The sequence below is a fragment of the Pseudarthrobacter defluvii genome (assembly GCF_030323865.1).
In the GTDB taxonomy this organism is placed as follows: Bacteria; Actinomycetota; Actinomycetes; order Actinomycetales; family Micrococcaceae; genus Arthrobacter; species Arthrobacter sedimenti.
In genome coordinates this window covers 2,691,345-2,713,110 of record NZ_CP066362.1, presented here as the reverse complement: position 1 = coordinate 2,713,110, position 21,766 = coordinate 2,691,345, and the positions used below count along the sequence as shown (strand labels likewise).

Here is a 21,766-nt window from a genome sequence, read left to right as displayed (position 1 = left end):
GGAGCGGGTGCCGGGCTGGCGTAACGGACGTCACGCCGCTCCGATTTGGCCTCGGGTTCACCTCCCGGTAAAGTAGTTCTTGCGACGCGGGGTGGAGCAGTTCGGTAGCTCGCTGGGCTCATAACCCAGAGGTCACAGGTTCAAATCCTGTCCCCGCAACTGAGGAAAGGCCCGGACACTGGAAACAGTGTCCGGGCCTTTTGCTTTGCCCGGCACGGGCGGCCGCGGCAGCACCGCCGTCGAACTTTGCCATAGCTGCACCTGACGTGACCACGCTACGTCGCCGGGGACGGGCCTTAGGGCCTGCGTGGTCGGGGCGCCGGCAAAAGTAGGGTAATGTTGATCAAGCGACGCGGGGTGGAGCAGTTCGGTAGCTCGCTGGGCTCATAACCCAGAGGTCACAGGTTCAAATCCTGTCCCCGCAACTTATAAAGGCCCCGACCGGCAGTTACGCCGGCCGGGGTTTTTCGTTTCCTTGGATGCGCCCAGTTCCTAGTATTCTCTTTCGAAGGGCCCCGCGATCTGCGGGCAGCCCCAGTCCTTCCTGAGAGGTATGTTGTTCGATGGCCACACCCACGAAGAAGCCCGGCGCCGCGACGGGCAAGCGGTCCCGGCTTTACTGGATGGTTCCCGCCGTCCTCGTGGCCGTGGTCCTGGTGGTGCTGATCGCCAAACTGCTCATGGGGCTGCCGGCGGTGGCTTCCTTCGTCGCCGACTACCCGGGCCAGTCGAAACTGCCGGGCGACGCCCCTGTAGGGTTTCCGGCCTGGCTGGCGTGGCAGCACTTCCTCAACGCTTTCTTCCTGCTCCTGATCATCCGCACCGGCTGGCAGGTGCGGACCACCACGCGGCCCAGCGGCCACTGGACCAGGAACAACAAGGGCTTGATCCGTACAAGGAACGCGCCCACCAAGATCAGCCTTGAGCTCTGGTTCCACCTGACTCTGGATGCGCTCTGGATCCTGAACGGGCTCATCTTCGCCGTCCTGCTGTTCGCCACAGGGCAATGGATGCGCATCGTTCCCACCAGCTGGGACATTTTCCCCAACGCGCTCTCGGCCGCACTGCAGTACGCCTCCCTGGACTGGCCCACTGAGGACGGCTGGATCAACTACAACGCGCTGCAGCTGCTGGCCTACTTCGTGACCGTTTTCATCGCGGCGCCGCTGGCGTTCATCACGGGCCTGCGGATGTCCGGCGCCTGGCCCAGGAAGGCAGCCAGCCTGAACAAGGCGTTCCCCATCGAATGGGCCCGTGCCGTCCACTTCCCGGTCATGATCTACTTCGTGGCGTTCATCGTGGTCCACGTCTTCCTGGTGCTTACCACCGGCGCGCTGCGGAACCTGAACCACATGTACGGAGGGAGCGACGACGACGGCTGGTTCGGCTTCTGGGTGTTCCTTGCCTCCGTCGCCGTTATGGTGGCCGCATGGTTCCTCGCCCGCCCCATCTTCCTGCGGCCCATCGCCTCCCTGATGGGCAAGGTCAGCCGCTAAAGGCTGCGGCGCTGCCTTGTGCTTGGTCAGGCGCTTTTGATCTTCTGGTAGGCGTCCAGGGCCCGCTCCCGCGATTCGGCCAGGTCCACGAGCGGCTTGGGATAGCCTTCCGCTTCAACCGTCCACGGCTCGTGGATGCCCTTGCCCTCGACGTCCCGGAGCTCCGGGATGAAGGTCCGCAGGTAGCTGCCGCCGGCGTCGAACTTCTTGCTCTGCGTGACGGGATTGAAGATCCGGTAGTAGGGCGAGGCGTCCGCCCCGGACCCGGCCACCCACTGCCAGTTGGCGGGGTTGTTGGCGGCGTCCGCGTCCACCAGCGTGTCCCAGAACCATTCCTCCCCGATCCGCCAGTCGGTGAGGAGGTTCTTAACCAGGAACGACGCGGCGGCCATCCGAACCCGGTTGTGCATCCAGCCTGTCTGCCACAACTGCCGCATCCCGGCATCCACCAGCGGGTAGCCCGTGTTGCCCTGCTGCCAGGCGGCAAGCTCTTCACGGGTGGTGGGGGCCCACTGGAAGTTATCGAAGGCCGGGCGGAAGTTGCGGGTGGCTAAATCCGGGTTGTGGTAGAGCAGGTGCCAGTTGAATTCCCGCCAGCCCAGCTCGGCCCGGTAGGTACCGACGTCGGAAGGGACGTTGTGCGGATGCCGGCGCCGGATCTCCCGCCACACGCGGAACGGGCTGACTTCCCCGAACCGCAGGTGCGGTGACAGCCTGCTGGTGCCTTCGGTGCCGGGCAGGTTCCGGCCGGTTCCGTAATCCTCGATGGGCCCGTCCAGGAAGTCTTCCAGGCGCTGCTGTGCACCCGTCTCACCGGGCCGCCAGGTGGCAGCCAGGCCGCCGCTCCAGTCGGGGGAGGAGGGCAGGAGGTTCCAGCTGCTGAGCGTGTCGCTGGCAGGGAGGCCGCGTCCCGATGGCGCAGGCTCCGGCAGGGTGTCCGGCGCCTCGAAGGGGTTCCGGATGTCCTGTGATGCGAGGCAGGCCCGCCAGAACGGCGAATAGACCTTGTAGGGTCCGCCCGCTCCGGTCTTGACGGTCCAGGGCTCGAAGAGGAGGTTCGCCTGGTAGCTGGACGCCTGCATCCCGTGGCCGCCCGCCCACTCCTTGAGGTCGGCGTCGATAGTCCGTTCCGGCTGCCCATACCGGCGGTTCCAAAAGAGGTGGTCCGCCTTCGTCTGGGTGGCCAGCGTCCTGATGGCCTCTCCGGCAGGGCCACGGCGAAGTACCAGGCGTGATCCCCGGCTTTCGAGGTCCGCGGAGAGTGCGGCCAGGGAGTGGTGCAGCCACCACCGGGCGGCTCCGCCGAGGGGCCGCACACCCTGGGACTGCTCATCCAGGATATAAACGACAGTGAACGGCAAACCGCGGCCGGCCGCTTCGGACAGGGCCGGGTTATCGTCCAACCGCAAATCATCGCGCAGCCAGACCAGGGACGTTCCTTCGGAAGAAGCCATGGCACCACGGTACACACAGCGGACACAACTATGGCCGGGACCCGGTCCCGGCCATAGCCATGTATCAGTTGGCGACGTATCGCCGGGCTTTACAGCTTGTCGAAGTCTGCCTCGTCGACCGTCGATTCTGATGATGCCGGGCTTGCTGCGCCCAGAGCAGGCTTGGAGTTGCCGCCGGCCTTGAGCGCCGCCAGGCGCGCTTCGATCTCAGTCTGCTCACCCAGGTCCTCCAGCTGGTTGAACTGGGCGTCCAGGCTGGACGCTGCAAGCTCCTGCTGGCCGCGGACCTTTGCCTCTTCGCGGCGGATCTTCTCCTCGAAGCGGCCCACTTCGCTGGTGGGGTCCATGATGTCGATGCTCTTGATGGCGTCGTGGACCTGGGTCTGCGCGGCTGCGGTCTTGGACCGCGCAACAAGCTCGTTGCGCTTGCTCGTCAGCTGGTTGAGCTTGTTCTTCATCTGGTCCAGCCCGGTTTTCAGCTTGTCCACGACCTCGCGCTGGGAGGCGATGCTCGGCTCCGCGCCCTTGGCTTCGCTTTCAGCGGCCATCTGCCGCTGCAGGGCCACCTTTGCCAGGTTGTCGAACTTCTCGGCGTCGGCTACGTCGCCGGCCGCGCGGAACTCGTCAGCCTTGCGGGAGGCGGCAAGTGCCTTGTTTCCCCAGTCGTGGGCGTTCTTGACGTCCTCGTTGTAGTCGTCTTCCAGCATCCTGAGGTTGCCGATGGTCTGCGCTACGGCGGACTCGGCTTCGGCGATGTTGTTGGTGTAGTCGCGGACCATCTGGTCCAGCATCTTCTGCGGGTCCTCGGCGTTGTCCAGCAAAGAGTTGATGTTCGCCTTTGCCAGCTGCGCGATCCGGCCGAAAATGGACTGCTTAACCATGGTGTTTGCCTTTCGTCCTGCTCTTTGTTGACCACTGGAACCGGTGCACAGTGGTGTAGTTCGTCTGTCCGCCCGCCGGGATCTTCCGGCGTGTCCGGCGGAAGTCTTTAGAAACTGCCGGAGTCTCCGCCGCCGAAATCGCCGCCGCCAAAGTCCCCGCCGCCGAAGCCGCCGGAGTCTCCGCCCCAGCCGCCTCCGTCGCCGCCGCCCCAGCCGCCGCCACCGCCCCAGCCTCCGTGGCCACCGTTGAGGATGGAGTTGATCAGGATGCCACCCAGGATGGCGCCGCCCAGTCCGCCGCCGCCTCCGCCGCCGAACATGCCTCCGCGCCCGAAGCCCTGGTTCGCGTAGCCGTCGAAGTGCTCCACGTCCGCCTGGGCCTGCTGTGCCGCCTGCGCCGCGAGGGCGTGGGCCTGCTGCGCGTAAGTGAGCGCGGTGACGGGGTCGGTCCGGGCAATGGACAGCGCATAGTCGAGGTTCCGTTGGGACTCCGCCAGCCGGGTGCGTGCCTCGGTTCCCACGCCGCCGCGCCGGGCGGTGATGTAGTCGGAGGTGGCGCTGATCTGGGCCTGCGCGGACATGATGGTTTGCTGCAGTGATGCCTGTGCCCGCCGTGCCTGCTCCTGCTGGTCGCGGATCCCGGTCAGGGCCTGGTCCAGGGACTGGTGGGCCGTTTCTACCCGCTGAAGGGTGGCGATGGGATCGATCTTCCCGCCCTGGATCTCCGTCTTCACCTGCGCGAGCGCTGCCTCCACCGCGGCTACCGGTCCTGCAAGTTCCGCGTGGGCGCCGGATTGGATCATGGCTTTTGCCTGGGCCAGGTCCTGTGAGGTGTCCACAACTGCTGCTTCGAGCCCGTTGCGGGCCTCGTCGAGGTTGCCGGCAACCTTGGTGATGGCGTCCAGGAGGACGTTGGTCTGGTGCAGGCTCTCCTCGGCAGCACGGACGGCCACGGCCGCCATGCTGCCTTCGCCTTCACCCAGCTTCTGCCGCGCGGTCTCGGATGCGTTCTGCACGAACGCCAGGCGTTCCTTGGCCTGGACGATATTGTCCGAGACCTGGACCAGCGCGCTGTCGGCATACTTGGACCGCATGGCCGCCAGGGACTGTTCGGCGCTGGAGATCTTGGCGTCCGCCTCGCGGGCTCCCGCGTTGACGGCGGCCAGGGCCTGCGGAGCGTTCTTTTCGAGTTCGCGCAGGGAGTCGAAGTCAGCTTTCTGCTCCTGCAGCGACTCCAGGGCGGCCTCAGAGCGGCGAATGATCTCACCCAGCCAGGTCCGCTGCTGTTCCTCGGTGTCCGGGATGTGGTCATCGAGCTGCTGCTGCAGCTTGAAGGACTCCGTCATGTGCGCCTTCGCTTCCGCTAGGGCTTTGGTGAAGTTTCCGACGGCGGCATCCCCGTACTGGGCCTGGGCGAAGCCAAGTTCCTGCTCACTGGACTTGATGGCGTCGTCCGCCTCGATAAGCAGCGAACCGCCCTTCCGGCGGAGTTCCTCAACGCTTAGCGAAGCCAGCGGGTCCAGTTCGGCCCCCTGGGGGCCGTAGCTTGCGCTGGATGCACCCTGTCCGGCTGCCTTCTTTCGGCGGTTCCGGTAATACAGATACGCGCCGCCGCCGGCAACCACCACGCCTGCGCCTACCAGCAGGCCCGCACCTGCGCCGTCACCGGAGGACACGTTGCCACTGCCGCCGCCGGCAGCGTCGCCCACGGCGGATGCGGTGTCGATGGCGGCCTGGGCATAGTCCTTCTTCCCGCCGGCGAGGTTGGCGACAACCGCGTTCTGGGTGATGTTGCTCCGCTTGGAGTAAATGGCGCTGGCCGAGTTGGGGGAGAAGTAGTACTTGCCCTGGTCGGTGGCGATGGCAAGGATGACATCGGCCTTGCCCATGCCTTTTGTCTTTGCCACGGCCTGGCTCCAGGCCGTGGGGTCAGAGGGGTTGTCGAACGACTTCACTGTGATCACGTACAGGTTGTACTTGTGATCCTTCAACAGCTTCTGAATCGCATCCTGGACTTCACCCTTCCGGCTGCCCAGCACGTTTGCGTTATCAACGATGTTGGTCCCGGAGGGGATGGTGACCGGGTCGTCGGCCCAGGCGGCGCCGGCAGGTACCGCCAGCAGTCCGGCAAGGCCGATCACGGCGAGGATACGTTTGAACTTTGACCGCATGTGCAACCCTTCAGCACGCCTGACACCGATTCGGGACGAATCAGTCGTCGAATCCAGCAGCGCCCCCACGCTTGGTGTGAAGCCGCAGGTCGCTGTGGCATTTCATCTTGATTCTATGGTGCACCCCACAGGCAGTCCATGCGACCGAATATGCCTCCAGCGAAACGCCCCCCGACCAAACAGGCTTGCTTGAAGCGTTCAGGAAGCTCTCAGCAAACATCCGAGCTTGTTCCAGCGGAACGGTTCATAGTTAATGGCAGACGAGGATGAAAGGAAGTCTCATGACTGAGAATCAAACCCCAGGACCGGTCCCTGAGGACAACGGTGCGCAAAGCCGGAACCCGTGGCACCAGCAGGGGGCGGAACAGCCTGGAAACCGCCAGTCGGAAACTCAGTATGGGAACGCAGGCGGCCCCCGCACCCCTCAAGGCAACCCGGCCCCCCAGGATCACGCCGGCCCACAGAACAACACGGAGCGGCTGGACCGGCCGGAGGCGCGTGACCACCACACCCAGGAATTGCCGGGCGCACCACGCCCCGTCTACCCGCAGCGTCAGCCGTTCTACGGCCAGTCCGCAAATTATGGCCAGCAGCACCAGGACGGCCAGCCCGGATACTACGGCCAGCAGCAGCACCAGAATGGCCAGCCCATGCACGGCACCGGCCACGGCGCGCCCAACGGGAACGTCGGCCTGGCCCCCAACCCCAAGGACGCCCCGCGCCGGAAAGCGACGTTCGGCATCGGCACCCTCGTGGCCAGCATCCTCGCAGCAGGCCTGGTGGGCGGCGGAGTGGCGACCGTTGGCGCGGGCGAGCTCTCCGGACATAACGCCTCCAGCACCTCGACCGTTGGCAGCAACAGCCAGCCCGGTACGGTCATCGTCAACAACAAGGACGACGTCAACGCGATTACCGCAGCTGCGGTGAAGGCTTCGCCCAGCGTGGTCACCATCAGCGCCACCAGCGGCAGCTCCGGCGGCACCGGTTCCGGCATTGTCCTTGATGACCAGGGGCACATCCTGACCAACACCCACGTGGTGACCCTGGACGGCCAGACCGCCAACGCCAGCCTTGAGATCCGCACCAGCGACGGAAAGGTCCTGCCGGCAAAGCTGGTGGGCACCGACCCCCTGTCCGACCTCGCCGTCATCAAGGTGGACGATACCTCCGGCCTCACCCCTGCCACCCTTGGTGACTCGTCCAAGCTGAATGTGGGCGATACTGCCATCGCCATCGGTTCCCCGCTCGGTCTGACCGGAACCGTCACGGACGGCATCGTCTCCACCCTCAACCGGACCATCAGCGTGGCATCGTCGGCTGCTCCCAAGGGCGGGGACAACAGCCAGGGCGGCGACCAGGGATTCCAGTTCGCCCCTCCGGGCGGCGGGCAGAGCCAGCAGAATTCCAGCGAGGGCTCAATCGCCATTAACGTGATCCAGACGGACGCGGCCATCAACCCCGGCAACTCCGGCGGCGCCCTGGTGAACAGCAAGGGCGAGATCATCGGCGTGAACGTGGCCATCGCGTCCGCCGGCTCCGGCACCTCCACCTCGCAGAGCGGGAATATCGGCGTCGGGTTCAGCATCCCGATCAACCATGCCAAGCGCGTGGCACAGGAGATCATCGACAGCGGCAAGGCCTCCCATGGGCAGCTTGGCGTCAGCGTCAAGGCCAAGACCACCTCGGGCGCGGCCTCAGAGTTCTCCGTCGGCGCCGACGTAGCCACCGTCGATCCCAATTCCGCAGCGGGCAAGGCCGGCATCAAGGCGGGTGACGTCATCACCAAGTTCAACGACCTCACCATCGGCGAGCCCAACCAGCTGACCGCGGCAGTCCGGGAACAGCCGGCAGGATCCAAGGTAAAGATCACCGTGCAGCGCGGCGGCAGCGAGCAGACGTTCGACGTCACGCTCGGCGCGGCAGCCAGCTAAGGCAGGACAGCACTAACGCAGGCCCTGACGACGGCGGCGTCCCCACCAATGGGGGCGCCGCCGTCGTCATTCCCTGCTCGGGAAACAGCGCTGAAACAGGCGTTAACGGAAGGGGGCGCGGGGACGCGCCGATATGGTTAGCTAGGAGCTACCCGCCTGCCGGGCATTCCGCGGCCATGCCCACCCGGCTGGCTGTCCACAAGCATGGAAGGCTGCTGTAAACACAGTGGAAGAGACATTGAAGATCGTAGTCCTGGTCAAACATGTACCGGACGCCCAGTTCGACCGCCACCTCAACGGGGAGGGCAACACCGCGGACCGCGACGAAAGCATTCTGTCCGAGCTTGACGAGTACGCCCTTGAAGCAGCCCTGCAGCTGGCGGAGGCGCGCGGCGGAAGCAAAGCAGGCAACCAGGTCATCGCCCTCAGCATGGGACCCGCCGGAGCCGTCAACGCAGTCAAGAAGTCACTGCAGATGGGCGCCACCGAAGGCGTGCACCTCACGGACGACGCCCTGGCGGGATCCGACGCCGCGGCCACCTCGCTTGCCCTGGCCGCCGCAGTTCGGCACCTGGGCGACGTGGACCTGGTCATCACCGGCATGGCTTCCACCGACGGCGAGACCTCCCTTGTTCCGGCGCAGCTGGCCGAGCGGCTTGGGCTGCCCCAGGTCACGTTCGCGTCCACTCTCCAGGTGGACGGCGGCCGCCTGACCGCCCGCCGCGACGCCGACACGTCGTCTGAAACGGTGGAGGCACCGCTGCCCGCCGTCGTGTCCGTCACGGACCAAATCAACGAACCCCGGTACCCCAACTTCAAGGGCATCATCGCCGCAAAGCGCAAGAGCATCACCACCCTGTCCCTGGCCGATATCGGCGTGCAGCCGGCGCAGGTGGGCTTCGCCGGCTCCTGGACCAGCGTGACCAGCGCGGACCAGCGGCCGCCCAGGACCGCAGGCACCATCATCACCGACGAGGGCGACGCCGGCATCAAGCTGGTTGACTTCCTGGCCGCCCAGAAGCTGCTCTAAGAGGGACACCGACATGGCAAAAGTACTCGTATTCATCGACAACCCCGGCGCGTCGCTCAAGAAGAGCAGCCTGGAACTGCTGACCCTGGCCCGTTCCCTGGGCGAGAGCACAGTGGCGCTCAACGGCGAACTCTCCGACGGCGTCGCTGCCACCTTCGCCGAATACGGCGTGGGCGGCATTCTGCGCCCCTCGGCCCAGGACCTGGACGACTTCCTGGTGGCACCGAAGGCTGCCTATGTTGCCGCCGCCGCTGAAACCACCGGTGCCGGCATCGTCCTGCTGGACAACTCACCGGAAGGCAAGGAGATCGCTGCACGTGCGGGCATCCGCTTGAACGCCGGCGTCATCACCGACGTCGTCGCCGTGGACCCGGACGGCACCGCTCACAAATCGGTGCTGGCCGGTTCCTACAACACCGCCTGCAAGGCCAGCACCCCGGTGTCCGTAGTGACCCTGAAGGCCAACAACGTCACCCCGGAGCCCGCGGCGGCCCCCACAACTCCCGGGACCGCCACGGTGGAGGTTCCCGCGGTAGCCGCAGCGGCCCGCATCACCGAACGGCAGCAGAAGGTGGCCAGCGGCCGGCCCGACCTCACCGACGCGCGGATCGTGGTGGCCGGCGGACGCGGCATGGACGGCGACTTCGGTCCCGTCGAAGAGTTGGCCGATGCACTTGGAGCAGCTGTCGGCGCCTCCCGCGCCGCCACGGATGCGGGCTGGATCAGCCACGACGCCCAGGTGGGGCAGACCGGCAAGACCGTTTCCCCGCAGTTGTACATTTCCGCGGGCATCTCCGGCGCCATCCAGCAGAAGGCGGGCATGCAGACGTCCAAGGTCATCGTTGCGGTCAACAAGGATGCCGAGTCCCCGGTCTTCGAGATTGCGGACTTCGGCATCATCGGCGACGTCTTCGATGTCCTGCCGCAGGCCGCCGCCGAGATCAAGAAGCGCAAGGGCTGATTCGTTGACTGCCTCCACGGGGCAGGCAGGGAGCCCGTTCAACCCGGATAAGCACCGGGTTGGGCGGGTGCTCTGTTTTGCGGCCCATCCTGACGACATCGACTTTGGCGCTGCCGGAACCGTCGCCGCCTGGACGGCGGCCGGCGTCCAGGTCAGCTACTGCATCATGACCGACGGCGAAGCGGGCGGCTTCGACCCGGCCCACCGTGCGGACATCATCGCCATGCGCGACGCCGAACAGCGCCGGGCCGCCAAGCTGGTCGGTGTCACCGACATCCACTACCTCCACCAGCGGGACGGGTACCTTGAGCCGTCGCACGAAGTGATGAAGGCCGTGGTGCGGCTGATCCGCGAAGTCCGTCCCGACGTCGTCCTTGCCATGCATCCGGAACGGAACTGGGAGCGGATCCAAAAGAGCCACCCGGACCACCTGGCCGTGGGGGAGGCAGTGACGCGGGCCGTGTATCCGGCACTCGAAAACCCTTTCGCCTACCCCGAACTGGCCGACGCCGGTCTAGAGGCCTACAAGCTGCCATGGCTGTGGCTCTACGCAGGGCCCGGGGAACGGGAAAACCACTTCGTGGACGTCACGGACCACGTGGACGCCAAGCTGGCTGCCATCCATGTCCATGTCAGCCAGCACCCCGACGTCGCGGCGATGGAAGTCACCGTCCGCCAGGGGATGCAGCATAATGCCGCCAGGGCAGGGTTGCCGGAAGGGCGCAGCGCGGAAGCCTTCCACGTGGTGGCCGTCAACGGGCCAGACACAATCGCAGGTTTCTAGGTACGGAAAAGCGCCCCCGGTTCCTGTCATAACGGAACCGGGGGCGCTTTCCTGTTGCCGGGACTCGAACCTCAGGCTCCGAGCGGAGCCGCCGCGACCGTCGGCAGCGTGGGGGCCTTGGACCCGCCGGCCGGCTCGACAGTGATGCCCAGCGACGCGGCAGAATGGATGCCCTGGACCACGGCAGGCTTGGAGAGAGCCTGCTCGTCCATCAGCCCCTGCGACACCGGTGCCGAACCGTCCTTGGGGATCAGCCACATTTGGTAGACCTTGCCCGCAGGGGGAGCGGGGACGCCGCTCATCTTCACTACGGCAGCGTCCTCGGATGCTGAAATCAGCAGGGTTGCCTTGCCGCCGCCCGCCACGTTCACGGACGCCTCGCGCAGGTCGCCTGCCCTGGCCACCTGGTTGACGGGATCGTTCTGGTCGGCCATGTAGGCGCCCACGCCCACACCGCCGAGCGCGATGGCCGCTGCTGCCGCGACGCCCACCAGCCAGCGCCGGGTGCCGGATGGGCCGCGCCGCTCCTCGCGGCGCTTGCGCGCCTGCGCCAGCTCATCCTGTGTACCGGCGCCGGCAGGGGTGCCCTGCGAAGAAGCCGGCAGTGTGCTTCCGGCCGGTGCCGGTGCGTCGACCGCTCCTGGTCCACCATGGCTGGGGAGTTGGGCAGGAAGCTGGGCGACGATCCGTTCGAACAGGTCCGACGGCGGCTCCTCCTCCGCACGGAAAGTACGGGCCAGGGCCTCCCGGGACTGCCGGACGCGTGCAAGGAAGGCCAGCCGCTCCGGCTCCGGGGCGGTGGAGATGTACCGGTCAATGGCATCGCGTTCCTGCTCCGTGACCGCGTCAAGGGCATAGAGCTCTGCGAGGTCCACGGCGCGGCCTGCGGCAAGATCCATCGCCACGGTGTCACCGAAGGAACTTGACCGACTGTTGCGGCCTTCTTCCATTCCGCTCATCTCAACTCACCCCCAAACAGGTCTTCAATCGGATCAGTCCGTCGCGGATGCGGGACTTGATAGTGGGCACTGCCGCATTCAGCCGTTCTGCCACCTCACGGTAAGTGAGGCCGCCGTAGTAGGCCAGGCGCACGGATTCCTGCTGTGTTTCCGTCAGCGTCCCCAGGCAGCGGACCACGGCCTCCGCTTCCAGCCGGCTGCCCACTTCATCGGAAACGGTGTCATGGTCGATGTCCTGCGTGCTGGCACCGTACTTGGCTTCCCTGTCGGTGGAGGACTGTGACGAGCGCACCTTGTCCACGGCCCGCCGGTGCGAGATGGTCATCAGCCAGGAGAGCGGGCTGCCTGCCTGCGGATCGAACTTCGCGGCGTTCTGCCAGACCTGCAGGAAGACTTCCTGCGTGGTGTCCTCGCTGAGTTCGGGATCGATCAGGACGCGGCGCGCCATGCCGAAGACCCGCCGGGACGTCAGCTGGTAGAACTCGGCAAACGATGCCTGGTCCCCACGGGCGATGCCCGCCAGCAGGACCGAGAGGCGTTGGCTGAGGTCAGCCGGTGGGTCAGTCACCGCGGCGGAGCCCTCGGAATTCGGCGCGTTGGGAGTTTCCATTACGTCCAAGCATAAGTCTCCGGGCGGGGAATCCTCAGCAGTGCCGTGCCGGCTGCGGCTGTCCGGCCTGGATCCTGCCTCCAGTAGTGTCACCTGCCGCTCCTTGGTCCCGGTCCGCTTGAATGCCTACAGGAGCTGTTCGGAGCAGGGCCGGGCGCGGATGGGACGACGGGTAAAGATTTTCCGTGATCCGGAGCGGGATCCTAAAGCCTTGCCCCCGCAAAGCCCTGCTGGCGCCAGGCTTCATAGACAGCGATGGAGGCGGCATTGGCAAGGTTGAGGGAACGAAGGGCCGGCAACATGGGCAGCCGCACCGTGGCGGTCACGTGGGCATCGTTCTTCAGTTCGGCCGGCAGCCCGACGGATTCGCGGCCAAACATCAGGACGTCGCCCGGGGCGTAGTCGATGTCCGTGTAGCTGGTGGTGCCGTCAGAGGTGAACGCGTAGACGCGCTCGGGCTGGAGGTGCTGCCAGGCGTCCTCGATGGTCTTGTGCACGGTAACCACGGCGAGGTCATGGTAGTCCAGCCCGGCCCGGCGCAGCTTGGCGTCGGAAAAGTCGAAGCCAAGGGGTTCCACAAGGTGCAGTTCGGCGCCCGTGATGGCGGCGAGGCGGATGGCGTTGCCGGTATTGCCGGGAATCTCTGGTTCATGGAAAAGGATGCGGAACACCTCCCCATCCTAGCCACCGCCGTCAGTGCATGCCGCGCAGCAGCCTGGCCAGGACCGGGACGTTCACTGTGTTGGGTGCGGGACCGGAGGCAAGGAAATCCTTCAGGCCCCGCACCGTGCCCGCCGCGTTCAAGATCTGGACGGTCTCCAGGGCTCCGGCGGGCCGCCGGTGGTGGTCAATCACGGGTTCATGGAGGTTTCCGTCCGGGCCGTGCACCACGGTCCATCCTGTGACGTTGAGCTCCGGGAAGATTTCCTGCATGGCCCACACCACCCGGGCCAGCTGCGGAGGTGCCACAGAGCGGCCGCCATGGTTGAGCGTCCTGCCGTCCCAGGCGTAGGCACCCCTGGGCAGGAGCATGGAGTTGACCAGGGCCAGCCGGTAGCCGGAAAGGACCGCATGGTCGATGTGGCTGTTGTCCGCCGGGGATTGGAGTCCATTGATGAGCCGGGCGGCGGGAATGGCAGGCAGCACCTGCCGGGTCAGCAGCTGCACGGTGCGCATCTCGCGCTGGATGCGGGCCTCAGCGCCAAAGATGCCGCGTTTCCGCGGCACCCCGTGAACCTGCTGGCGGGCTTGGGCCAGGGGGATGAGGGCAACGTCGTTTCCTTCGTACGGCGGAACGTAGATCGGCGGGTCGCCGGCGGTGTTCCTGCTGTTGCCTGGCCTCCGGACGGTGGCCGACGCTCTGCTTCCGGCGGCCGGGGCATCAAAGTGGGCGCCGTCGTCGGGCGCAGCGCCGCGGACTGAACCGGCGCCATAGGACCGGTCGTATGCTTTTCGCCGCTGCGGATCGATCAGGGTTTCGTAGGCAGCAGTCACGCGCCGGAAGGTTGCGGCATCACCGCCGTGGTCCGGATGCGCAATCCTGGCGGCTCGGCGGTAAGCCACCTTGATTTCCTTGTCGGTGGCGGTGACGGCCACGCGAAGGACCTGGTAGTGGGAGCTGCTGCTCTCGGTCAAGCATTCTTCCTTTTCATCATGCGCGGCTTCCTGTTTTCCGTCGGGGAAACCCGTGCCCGCCCAGTCTAGCCAGCACTTGTGGCGGCCATGCCGTGACAACGAACGCCGGGTGCTTGCGGGTTCCCGGGGGACCGGAGTCTAGACTCGTGCCTGCGCGGCTGAACGGGGACCCGCGGCCGGAAGGAAACTAACAGGGGTGGAAATGGAAATGCCGACGACGGCTGGGCGGCCCGGCAGGGCACGGCACAGGGGAGTGCCGCTCGCCTTCGCATGCCTGGGCGCTGTGCTCTTGGGCGGCTGCAGCGTTGGGGTTCCGGATCCTTCCGCACCGGCTGCAACTTCGAATACTCCGGTGCCGGCCACTCCCACCATCACCCCGGGATACGACGCCGCCGCAGTTGCGGCGCGGGACCTGCCCTTCGCTGCCGGCGGGACCCTGGCGCCGGGAGTGCCGGTGGGCATCTCTGATGAGCTGAAAGGCGCGCCGGGCTGGAAGCTCGAAAAGGAAAACGTGGCCGGTGCCAGCCAATATGCAAAGACGGACGGCTGCGTTGTGGCGGCCCGTGTCAGTACAGGCCAGGCTCCGCTGGCGCGGGGCGGGGACCGGGATTCCACTGTTGCTCTCTTCCAGTACCTGGACGGCACCATCCAGCCTTCGTACCTGAAAACGGAGACATTGCAGTGGGGCGGCACCCCGGATGCCCCGGGCAAAAACGTGGAAGTGCTGGCGCTGGAGCAGGCGGCCCCGGGCGGACGGTCCACTGCGGTGATGGCGAGGGTTTTTGGTACGGCGGATTCGTCGGCCTATATATCGGTGTCCTGCCCGGACGCGGCGGCGTTGGCGTCAGCGCGCAACGACGTCCGCCGCTACCTGCCGCTGCTTCCTCCCGGTGCTTGACCTGGCCCGTTGGCAAGGCCGGCCAGTTGGCGCAAGGCCGCCGGCGGCTGGAGGGCACAGCTGCCGGCGGATTCTTTGCACAGAACGCCCGCTTCCGCGGGCAGAACCGGGCTACTCGGCGGCCCGCCCGACCCCCACTGACAACCGATTGAGGGCCAGGGCGCCTACCAGGAGCCCGAAGTCCCGCAGGGCCACATCGTAGAAGCTTCCCAGCAGCAGCAGGTTGATGATGATCCCGGCCAACCAGGCGGCCACCAGCAACGAGCCGTATTTTGGACGCACCGCCACAACCACGCCGGCGATGATCTCCACCAACCCAACGACATACATGAAGGTCTGGGGTGGCAGTGGCACCACCGCGGTGGCCTGGGGCGCTAGATAGACAGTCCACTGGGCAAGGACGTTCGTGAACTTGTCCAGGCCGAAGAGGATGGGTGCAACGGTGAAGACAGTGCGCAGCAGCAGGAAGGCCTGCCGGGCCGCCGGCACGGTGGTGAATGCATGCCGGGTGCGCACTGCCGATGCTGGTTTCATGGTGTACTCCTTCTAAAAGTAGGTATCGTAATTTTAGAAAGCTGGCGTTCTATAATCAATAGATCTTGAATTTGGATTTGGAGGCCCCATGTACCGACTTCCCTGGGCGGACAGGATCGCGGCCGTCGCCTCACTCACGGATGATAAAAGGCTGCAACTATTCGAGCTGGTTACGGCGTCGCCCCGGCCGATGGGGCGCGATGAGGTGGCCGAGGCCGCAGGTATGGCGCGGAGCACCGTTTCCTTCCACCTGGACAGGCTGGTCCAGGATGGACTGCTGGCCGTGGAGTTCCACAAGCCAGCGGGCAGGACGGGGCCAGGCTCGGGACGCCCGGCCAAGATGTACCGGCCGGTGGGCGGCGAAGTGGCAGCCTCCGTACCGGACCGGAACTATGACCTCGCCGGGGAGCTGATGGCCGCTGCCATCGAGTCTTCGCAGGCCGAAGGCGGGCCGGTGGGGGAATCGCTGCGCGCCGTTGCGTTCCGGAAGGGCCGGGAGCTCGCAGCAGCGGCCGGCGGTCTGGAGGATTTCCTGTCGGAGGCGGGCTACCAGCCGCAGCCTGATGGTGACGGCGGCTACCTGCTGCCCAACTGCCCCTTCCATAGACTTTCGAGGGCCCACGCAACAGTGGTGTGCGACATGAACGGCGCCTTCCTGCGTGGGGCGGCGGTTGGCTGCGGCGGCCCCGAGGACCGTGTTGCCGAGGCCTCCGGACCGGGTCATTGCTGCGCCCGGATCAAGGGCGCCGGCTGACGGTGCCCGGCGGGAGCTGAGGCGCGGCACGATAGAATTGAAGGATGCCCGCCTACCTCGATCATGCCGCCACCACGCCGCTTTCCGGCGCCGCGCTCGCCGTCTTGACCCGGGAACTCGCGCGGACCGGCAACCCCTCATCTCTGCATGGGTCCGGACGGCGTGCCCGCCGTGCCGTGGAGGATGCGCGGGAGGCCATCGCCGCAGCGGCGGGAGCGCACCCCTCGGAGGTGATCTTCACCTCGGGAGGCACCGAGTCGGACAACCTCGCGGTGAAGGGCATGTACTGGTCCCGAGTGGCAGAAGACCCCCGACGGCGTCGCATCCTTTGTTCCGCCGTCGAACACCACGCGGTCCTTGACACCGTGGAATGGCTTGAGCGCCACGAAGGTGCCGAGGTGACCTGGCTGCCGGTGGACGGCGAAGGAGTGCTGGACCTCAACGTGCTCGCAACTGAACTTGCGCGCGATCCAGGTACCGTGGCGCTGGTGACCGTCATGTGGGCCAATAATGAGGTGGGCACCATCCAGCCGATCCGGCGCATCGTTGAACTGGCCCATGGTGCGGGCGTCCCGGTGCATTCCGATGCAGTCCAGGCGTTCGGCTCGGTGCCGGTGCACTTCAAGGATTCCGGCCTGGACGCCATGTCCATCTCGGGGCACAAAATCGGGGGTCCCGTGGGGGTGGGGGCACTCCTGCTGGGACGGGCGGTGAAATTGACGCCCGTGCAGCATGGCGGCGGGCAGGAGCGCGATGTACGCTCCGGCACCCTGGACACCCCTTCCATTGCCGCCTTCGCTGCAGCCGCGGAAGCTGTCACTGCAGCGCTTCCCACGGAGTCGGCACGGATCGCCGCGCTGCGGGACAGGCTGATCGACGGCGTCCGCGAACGGGTGCCGGAGGCGGTCCTCCGAGGTGCACCCGGCGCCGGCCGGCTTCCGGGAAGCGCCCATTTCACCTTCCCCGGCTGTGAAGGGGACTCGCTGCTGTTCCTCCTTGACCTCGCGGGGATCGAATCGTCCACTGGTTCGGCGTGCACGGCCGGCGTGCCCCGGCCCTCCCACGTGCTCCTGGCCATGGGCCTGGACGAGGAAACGGCGCGTGGAGCCCAGCGGTTCAGCCTGGGGCACGCTTCCACGGAAGCCGACGTCGACGCCCTGCTTGCGGCGCTGCCTGAGGCTTATGCCCGGGCTCGCCAGGCGGGCATGGCCGGGCATGAGTCCTCGATCCAGACCGCAGGGACCGTGGCACGGCAGGTGCCGGGCGGGGCGTGACCCTCACCCTCACCTTTTCCGGCCGATTTGCCTGCCGCCGTAGAATGGATAGTCGAAGATCGTTTCCGCCGCCGCTGCGTCCAGTCCATGGCGGCCCCGGGAAGCAAGCATCCCCCAACAGAAAGCCAGCATGCGAGTACTAGCAGCCATGAGCGGTGGAGTTGACTCCGCTGTTGCCGCCGCCCGCGCGGTGGAGGCCGGGCACGACGTCGTCGGCGTCCACCTTGCCCTGTCCCGCATGCCCGGAACCCTGCGCACCGGCAGCCGTGGATGCTGCACCATCGAGGACTCCCGCGACGCGTGGCGTGCCTGCGACGTACTCGGAATTCCCTACTACGTGTGGGATTTTTCCGAGCGCTTCAAGGAAGACGTCGTCCAGGACTTCATCGACGAATACGCGGCCGGCAGGACGCCCAATCCCTGCATGCGCTGCAACGAACGCATCAAGTTCGCCGCCCTGCTGGAGAAGGCCATCGCCCTGGGCTTCGACGCCGTCTGCACCGGGCACTACGCCAAGGTCATCGAGGACGCCGACGGCAACCGGGAACTGCACCGCGCTGCCGACTGGGCCAAGGACCAGAGCTACGTCCTTGGCGTGCTCACCCACGAACAGCTCAAGCACTCCATGTTCCCGCTGGCGGACACCCCCTCCAAGGCCGAGGTGCGGGCCGAAGCGGAGCGGCGCGGGCTCTCGGTGGCCAACAAGCCGGACAGCCATGACATCTGCTTCATCCCCGACGGCGACACCGCGGGCTGGCTTGCTGAAAAGATCGACATGACCAGCGGCGACATCGTGGACGAGACGGGAACCAAGGTGGGGGAGCACCCCGGTGCCAATGCGTTCACCGTCGGCCAGCGGCGCGGACTGAAGCTGGGGACTCCTGCTGCTGACGGCAAGCCCCGCTTCGTGCTGGAAATCCGGCCCAAGGAAAACAAGGTGGTGGTGGGCCCAGAGGCGCTGCTCGCCATTGATGAGATCCGCGGCATCAAGGTGTCCTGGGCAGGGCTTCCCATCGCAGAAGTGGAAACGGGTGCCGGGTTCGACTGCTACGCACAGGTGCGGGCCCACGGGGACCCGGTTCCGGCCACTGCGCACATGGAACCCGCCGCCGACGGCGCGGCCGGAGGCCAGTTGGTGGTCCGGTTGGTGACACCGCTGCGGGGCGTAGCTCCCGGCCAGACCGTGGTCCTGTACCAGGGCTCCAGGGTTCTGGGCCAGGCAACCATCGACGCCGCTCGTTCGCTCCAGCGGGCTGCCCTGTAACCCACCCCTTTTGATAGCCCCGTCCCGGTCTGCCCCGGGGCGGGGCTTTGCCGTCCCCGGAACTTTTTGCGGCCCGGCGCGGGCAGACTTTGTCCGGCAAGTGGGCAACAGTACCAATGAGATAAATTTTGTGTTTCAAGTCACGGAATTGGCCGTCTTGAGGGCTGACTCTCTGATTGAATCTAGGGATCAGCACTGCCCGCCGGGGCAGGGGTCAACATTGCCCGTGTCTCCGGCGCGCGCGTACTCATCGGACAGAAAGTTCACAGATGATCAAGAGCACAACCGGCCTGCACCGCGCCATCGCGCTGGCAGGCATTTCCGCCCTGGCCCTGACAGCCTGCACCGGGCCATCGGGCGGCGGCGGTGGAACGTCGAGCGGCGGAAGCGCCGGTGGCGGTGCCATCACCTTCGGAACGACCGACAAGGTCGTCACCCTCGACCCCGCGGGCTCCTATGACGCCGGGTCCTTCCTGGTGATGAACCAGGTCTACCCCTTCCTGATGAACTCCAAGCCCGGCTCAGCCGAGGTCAGTCCGGACATCGCTGAGTCCGCGTCCTTTACCTCGCCGACGGAGTTCACGGTGAAGCTCAAGCCCAACCTGAAGTTCGCCAATGGGCACGCCCTGACCGCCTCGGATGTGAAATTCTCCTACGACCGCGTGGTGAAGATTGACGATCCCAACGGTCCCGCCTCCCTGCTGTCCAACCTCAAGTCGGTTGAAGCCAAGGATGACACCACAGTGGTGTTCACCCTCAAGGCCGGCAATGACCAGGTGTTCCCCAGTGTCCTGGGTACCAACACCGGGCCGATCGTGGACGAGGAAGTCTTCCCGGCCGACAAAGTGATGAGCGATGAAGACATCGTCGCCGGCAAGCCCTTCGCAGGCCCCTACACCATCGATTCCTACAAGAAGAACGAACTTGTCAGCCTCAAGAGCAACCCGGACTACAACGGACTGCTGGGCAAGCCCGCAAACGACAGCGCCGTCATCAAGTACTACGCGGACTCCAACAACCTGAAGCTGGACGTCCAGGGTGGCAACATCGACGTTGCCGGCCGCAGCCTGACCGCAACCGATGCCGCGGACCTGGACAAGGACTCCAAGGTCAAGGTCTACAAGGGCCCGGGTGGTGAGCTCCGGTACATCGTCTTCAACTTCGACACCATGCCTTTCGGTGCCAAGACGCCGGAAGCCAACCCAGCCAAGGCGCTGGCGGTCCGCCAGGCCATGGCTGACATCGTGGACCGCCAGGCCATCTCCGACCAGGTCTACAAGGGAACCTACGTTCCCGCGTACTCGGTGGTCGCTGACGGCCTGCCGGGTGCAACCCAGCCCATGAAGGAGATGTACGGCGACGGCAGCGGCAAGCCGAGCCTGGACAAGGCCAAGAAGACCCTGTCCGACGCCGGCATCACCGGTCCGGTCAACATCAAGCTGCAGTACAACCCGGACCACTACGGCAAGTCCTCCGGCGACGAGTACGCCATGGTGAAAGAGCAGCTGGAGAAGTCAGGCCTGTTCACCGTGGACCTGCAGTCCACCGAGTGGGTGACCTACTCCAAGGCACGCACCGCTGACGCCTACCCGGTGTACCAGCTGGGGTGGTTCCCGGACTACTCCGATGCTGACAACTACCTCACGCCGTTCTTCATCCCCGGTAACTTCCTGAAGAACCACTACGAGAACCCGACCGTCACGGACCTGGTGCAGAAGCAGCTCACCACCCCGGACAAGACCGAGCGCCAGAAGCTGATCGGCGATGTGCAGACGGCTGTGGCCAAGGACCTCTCCACCCTGCCGCTTCTCCAGGGCTCGCAGCTGCTGGTGGCGGGGAAAGATGTCAAGGGCGTCGAAAAGACCCTTGATCCTTCCTTCAAGACCCGCCTTGGCGTCCTGTCCAAGTAAGCACTCCACCCCCATCGGGCTCTGACAGGCCAGAGGCGGGACGCCGCGACGGTGTCCCGCCTTTTGCCGGTCATCAGCCAGCACCGAGGGGACTGCTGGCTCCCGGTCACCACGAATCCAGGTACCGATGACAACTTTGATTGACGCGCCACCCAGTGACGCGGACGCGCTCCTTCCGCCAAAGAAAAAGCAGGCAGGCGGAGGGCTTGGCCAGTACATCCTGGTCCGCTTTCTGCTGATTTTCCCAACCATCCTCATCCTCGTCACCATGGTGTTCTTCCTCATGCGGATTACCGGGGACCCCATCACGGCCGCCATGGGCGGCCGGCTGCCCCCGGACCAGCTGCAGGAACGGATCCACGCCGCCGGCTATGACCGGCCGCTGCTCGTGCAGTACTTCGAATACCTGGGCCAGCTGGTCACAGGAAACTTCGGCACAACGCTTTCGGACAACCGCCAGGTCACCGAGATGCTGACCACCTACGGCTCGGCCACACTGGAGCTGGCAATCAACGCCCTCATCGTCGCCCTGCTGGTGGGAATCCCGCTCGGCATGGTCGCCGCGCACCGGCGTGACCACCTCCCGGACGCCGTGCTCCGGATCCTGGCCATCCTCTTCTACGCCACCCCGGTTTTCTTCGCCGGCATGCTGCTCAAGCTGGTGTTCTCGGTGTGGCTGGGCTGGCTTCCCGTCGCCGGCCGAGCCGGCACCAGGACCGAGCTGTCCCTCACCGCACTGGAAGCTCCCACCGGCATCTACTGGCTGGACGCCCTGCGCAGCGGCAACATGGCCGCCTTCAGCGACGTGATGTCCCACGCCGTCCTTCCAGCGCTGGCACTGGGCTTCCTTACCGCGGGAGTCTTCCTCCGGCTGGTGCGGACAAACGTCATCGGCACCCTGGGCAAGGACTACATTGAAGCGGGGCGCTCGCGTGGGGTCAGCGAGTACCGGCTCGTCACCAAGCACGCCTACAAGCCGGCGCTGATTCCCATCATCACCGTCATGGGCCTACAGATCGCGGTGCTGCTCGGCGGCGCCGTGCTCACCGAAACGACCTTCGAATGGAAGGGCCTCGGGTTCCAGCTGGCCAACTACCTCACGGCGCGCGACTTCGTGGCTGTCCAGGGCATTGTGGTGCTGCTGGCAGTCATCGTCGCCGTCACCAACTTCATCGTGGACATTATCGCCGCGCTGATCGACCCCCGCGTGAGGTACTGAC

At 66.0% G+C, this 21,766-nt stretch carries 19 protein-coding genes and 2 tRNA genes; 13 read left to right on the top strand and 8 right to left on the bottom strand.

Annotated features, from left to right (window positions below; all coding sequences use genetic code 11):
• Positions 1-85: 85 nt before the first annotated feature.
• From JCQ34_RS12505 to JCQ34_RS12495, 3 genes are all read left to right on the top strand, one after another.
• Positions 86-159: transfer RNA gene (locus JCQ34_RS12505), tRNA-Met, on the top strand.
• A gap of 192 nt (positions 160-351) precedes the next feature.
• A tRNA-Met gene (locus JCQ34_RS12500) sits at positions 352-425 on the top strand.
• Positions 426-563: 138 nt separating this feature from the next.
• Positions 564-1,496, top strand: coding sequence for a cytochrome b/b6 domain-containing protein (locus JCQ34_RS12495; RefSeq protein WP_286397962.1), 933 nt, complete (start codon positions 564-566; stop codon positions 1,494-1,496).
• Between the two features lie 26 nt (positions 1,497-1,522).
• Here JCQ34_RS12495 and JCQ34_RS12490 read toward each other — a convergent pair whose 3' ends face one another.
• The 3 genes from JCQ34_RS12490 to JCQ34_RS12480 form a co-directional block, all read right to left on the bottom strand.
• Entirely contained in the window at positions 1,523-2,950 is a 1,428-nt protein-coding gene (locus tag JCQ34_RS12490; RefSeq protein ID WP_286397961.1) for a cryptochrome/photolyase family protein, read from the bottom strand.
• 89 nt (positions 2,951-3,039) lie between these two features.
• Positions 3,040-3,831, bottom strand: a complete 792-nt coding sequence (locus JCQ34_RS12485) for a PspA/IM30 family protein (RefSeq protein ID WP_286397960.1) — start codon at positions 3,829-3,831, stop codon at positions 3,040-3,042.
• Between the two features lie 107 nt (positions 3,832-3,938).
• The gene (locus JCQ34_RS12480; protein ID WP_286397959.1) at positions 3,939-6,002 is read right to left on the bottom strand and encodes a TPM domain-containing protein; all 2,064 of its coding nucleotides are present in this window, start codon (positions 6,000-6,002) and stop codon (positions 3,939-3,941) included.
• A gap of 281 nt (positions 6,003-6,283) precedes the next feature.
• Between JCQ34_RS12480 and JCQ34_RS12475 the strand changes: the two genes are divergently transcribed.
• The 4 genes from JCQ34_RS12475 (at position 6,284) to JCQ34_RS12460 (ending at position 10,708) form a co-directional block, all read left to right on the top strand.
• On the top strand, positions 6,284-7,933 hold the full coding sequence (locus JCQ34_RS12475; RefSeq protein WP_286397958.1) for a S1C family serine protease: 1,650 nt from the start codon (positions 6,284-6,286) through the stop codon (positions 7,931-7,933).
• Positions 7,934-8,171: 238 nt separating this feature from the next.
• Positions 8,172-8,963, top strand: coding sequence for an electron transfer flavoprotein subunit beta/FixA family protein (locus JCQ34_RS12470; RefSeq protein WP_286404494.1), 792 nt, complete (start codon positions 8,172-8,174; stop codon positions 8,961-8,963).
• A gap of 13 nt (positions 8,964-8,976) precedes the next feature.
• Positions 8,977-9,924: an electron transfer flavoprotein subunit alpha/FixB family protein gene (locus JCQ34_RS12465; RefSeq protein ID WP_286397957.1), complete on the top strand. Its 948-nt coding sequence runs from the start codon at positions 8,977-8,979 to the stop codon at positions 9,922-9,924.
• A 4-nt stretch (positions 9,925-9,928) separates the two neighbouring features.
• Positions 9,929-10,708 carry a PIG-L deacetylase family protein gene (locus tag JCQ34_RS12460; protein ID WP_286397956.1) on the top strand — a complete coding sequence of 260 codons (780 nt, stop codon included), beginning with the start codon at positions 9,929-9,931 and terminating at the stop codon, positions 10,706-10,708.
• Between the two features lie 71 nt (positions 10,709-10,779).
• On the opposite strand, the gene JCQ34_RS12455 is transcribed toward JCQ34_RS12460, so the two are convergent.
• From JCQ34_RS12455 to JCQ34_RS12440, 4 genes are all read right to left on the bottom strand, one after another.
• Positions 10,780-11,658 (bottom strand): anti-sigma factor, encoded by an 879-nt coding sequence (locus JCQ34_RS12455; RefSeq protein WP_286404492.1) that lies wholly within the window; start codon positions 11,656-11,658, stop codon positions 10,780-10,782.
• A 10-nt stretch (positions 11,659-11,668) separates the two neighbouring features.
• On the bottom strand, positions 11,669-12,277 hold the full coding sequence (locus tag JCQ34_RS12450) for a sigma-70 family RNA polymerase sigma factor (protein WP_142133266.1): 609 nt from the start codon (positions 12,275-12,277) through the stop codon (positions 11,669-11,671).
• A gap of 203 nt (positions 12,278-12,480) precedes the next feature.
• Positions 12,481-12,948, bottom strand: coding sequence for a tRNA (cytidine(34)-2'-O)-methyltransferase (locus JCQ34_RS12445; RefSeq protein WP_286397955.1), 468 nt, complete (start codon positions 12,946-12,948; stop codon positions 12,481-12,483).
• A 22-nt stretch (positions 12,949-12,970) separates the two neighbouring features.
• Positions 12,971-13,912, bottom strand: coding sequence for a J domain-containing protein (locus JCQ34_RS12440; protein ID WP_286397954.1), 942 nt, complete (start codon positions 13,910-13,912; stop codon positions 12,971-12,973).
• A 352-nt stretch (positions 13,913-14,264) separates the two neighbouring features.
• Here JCQ34_RS12440 and JCQ34_RS12435 point away from each other — a divergent pair, with 352 nt between their 5' ends.
• On the top strand, positions 14,265-14,810 hold the full coding sequence (locus JCQ34_RS12435; protein ID WP_286397953.1) for a hypothetical protein: 546 nt from the start codon (positions 14,265-14,267) through the stop codon (positions 14,808-14,810).
• Between the two features lie 111 nt (positions 14,811-14,921).
• Here the strand turns inward: JCQ34_RS12435 and JCQ34_RS12430 are convergent, their stop codons facing one another.
• Complete coding sequence (locus JCQ34_RS12430) at positions 14,922-15,344, bottom strand: hypothetical protein (RefSeq protein ID WP_286397952.1); 423 nt, start codon at positions 15,342-15,344, stop codon at positions 14,922-14,924.
• Positions 15,345-15,432: 88 nt separating this feature from the next.
• Here JCQ34_RS12430 and JCQ34_RS12425 point away from each other — a divergent pair, with 88 nt between their 5' ends.
• The 5 genes from JCQ34_RS12425 to JCQ34_RS12405 all read left to right on the top strand — a co-directional run bounded on the left by JCQ34_RS12425 (position 15,433) and on the right by JCQ34_RS12405 (position 21,765).
• Complete coding sequence (locus JCQ34_RS12425) at positions 15,433-16,098, top strand: helix-turn-helix transcriptional regulator (RefSeq protein WP_286397951.1); 666 nt, start codon at positions 15,433-15,435, stop codon at positions 16,096-16,098.
• Positions 16,099-16,142: 44 nt separating this feature from the next.
• A complete protein-coding gene (locus tag JCQ34_RS12420; RefSeq protein ID WP_286397950.1) occupies positions 16,143-17,372 on the top strand; it encodes a cysteine desulfurase family protein in 1,230 nt (409 codons plus the stop codon).
• 130 nt (positions 17,373-17,502) lie between these two features.
• On the top strand, positions 17,503-18,636 hold the full coding sequence (gene mnmA, locus JCQ34_RS12415; protein ID WP_286397949.1) for a tRNA 2-thiouridine(34) synthase MnmA: 1,134 nt from the start codon (positions 17,503-17,505) through the stop codon (positions 18,634-18,636).
• A gap of 269 nt (positions 18,637-18,905) precedes the next feature.
• Entirely contained in the window at positions 18,906-20,546 is a 1,641-nt protein-coding gene (locus JCQ34_RS12410) for an ABC transporter substrate-binding protein (RefSeq protein ID WP_142133274.1), read from the top strand.
• 127 nt (positions 20,547-20,673) lie between these two features.
• Complete coding sequence (locus JCQ34_RS12405) at positions 20,674-21,765, top strand: ABC transporter permease (protein ID WP_286397948.1); 1,092 nt, start codon at positions 20,674-20,676, stop codon at positions 21,763-21,765.
• Position 21,766 lies beyond the last annotated feature (1 nt).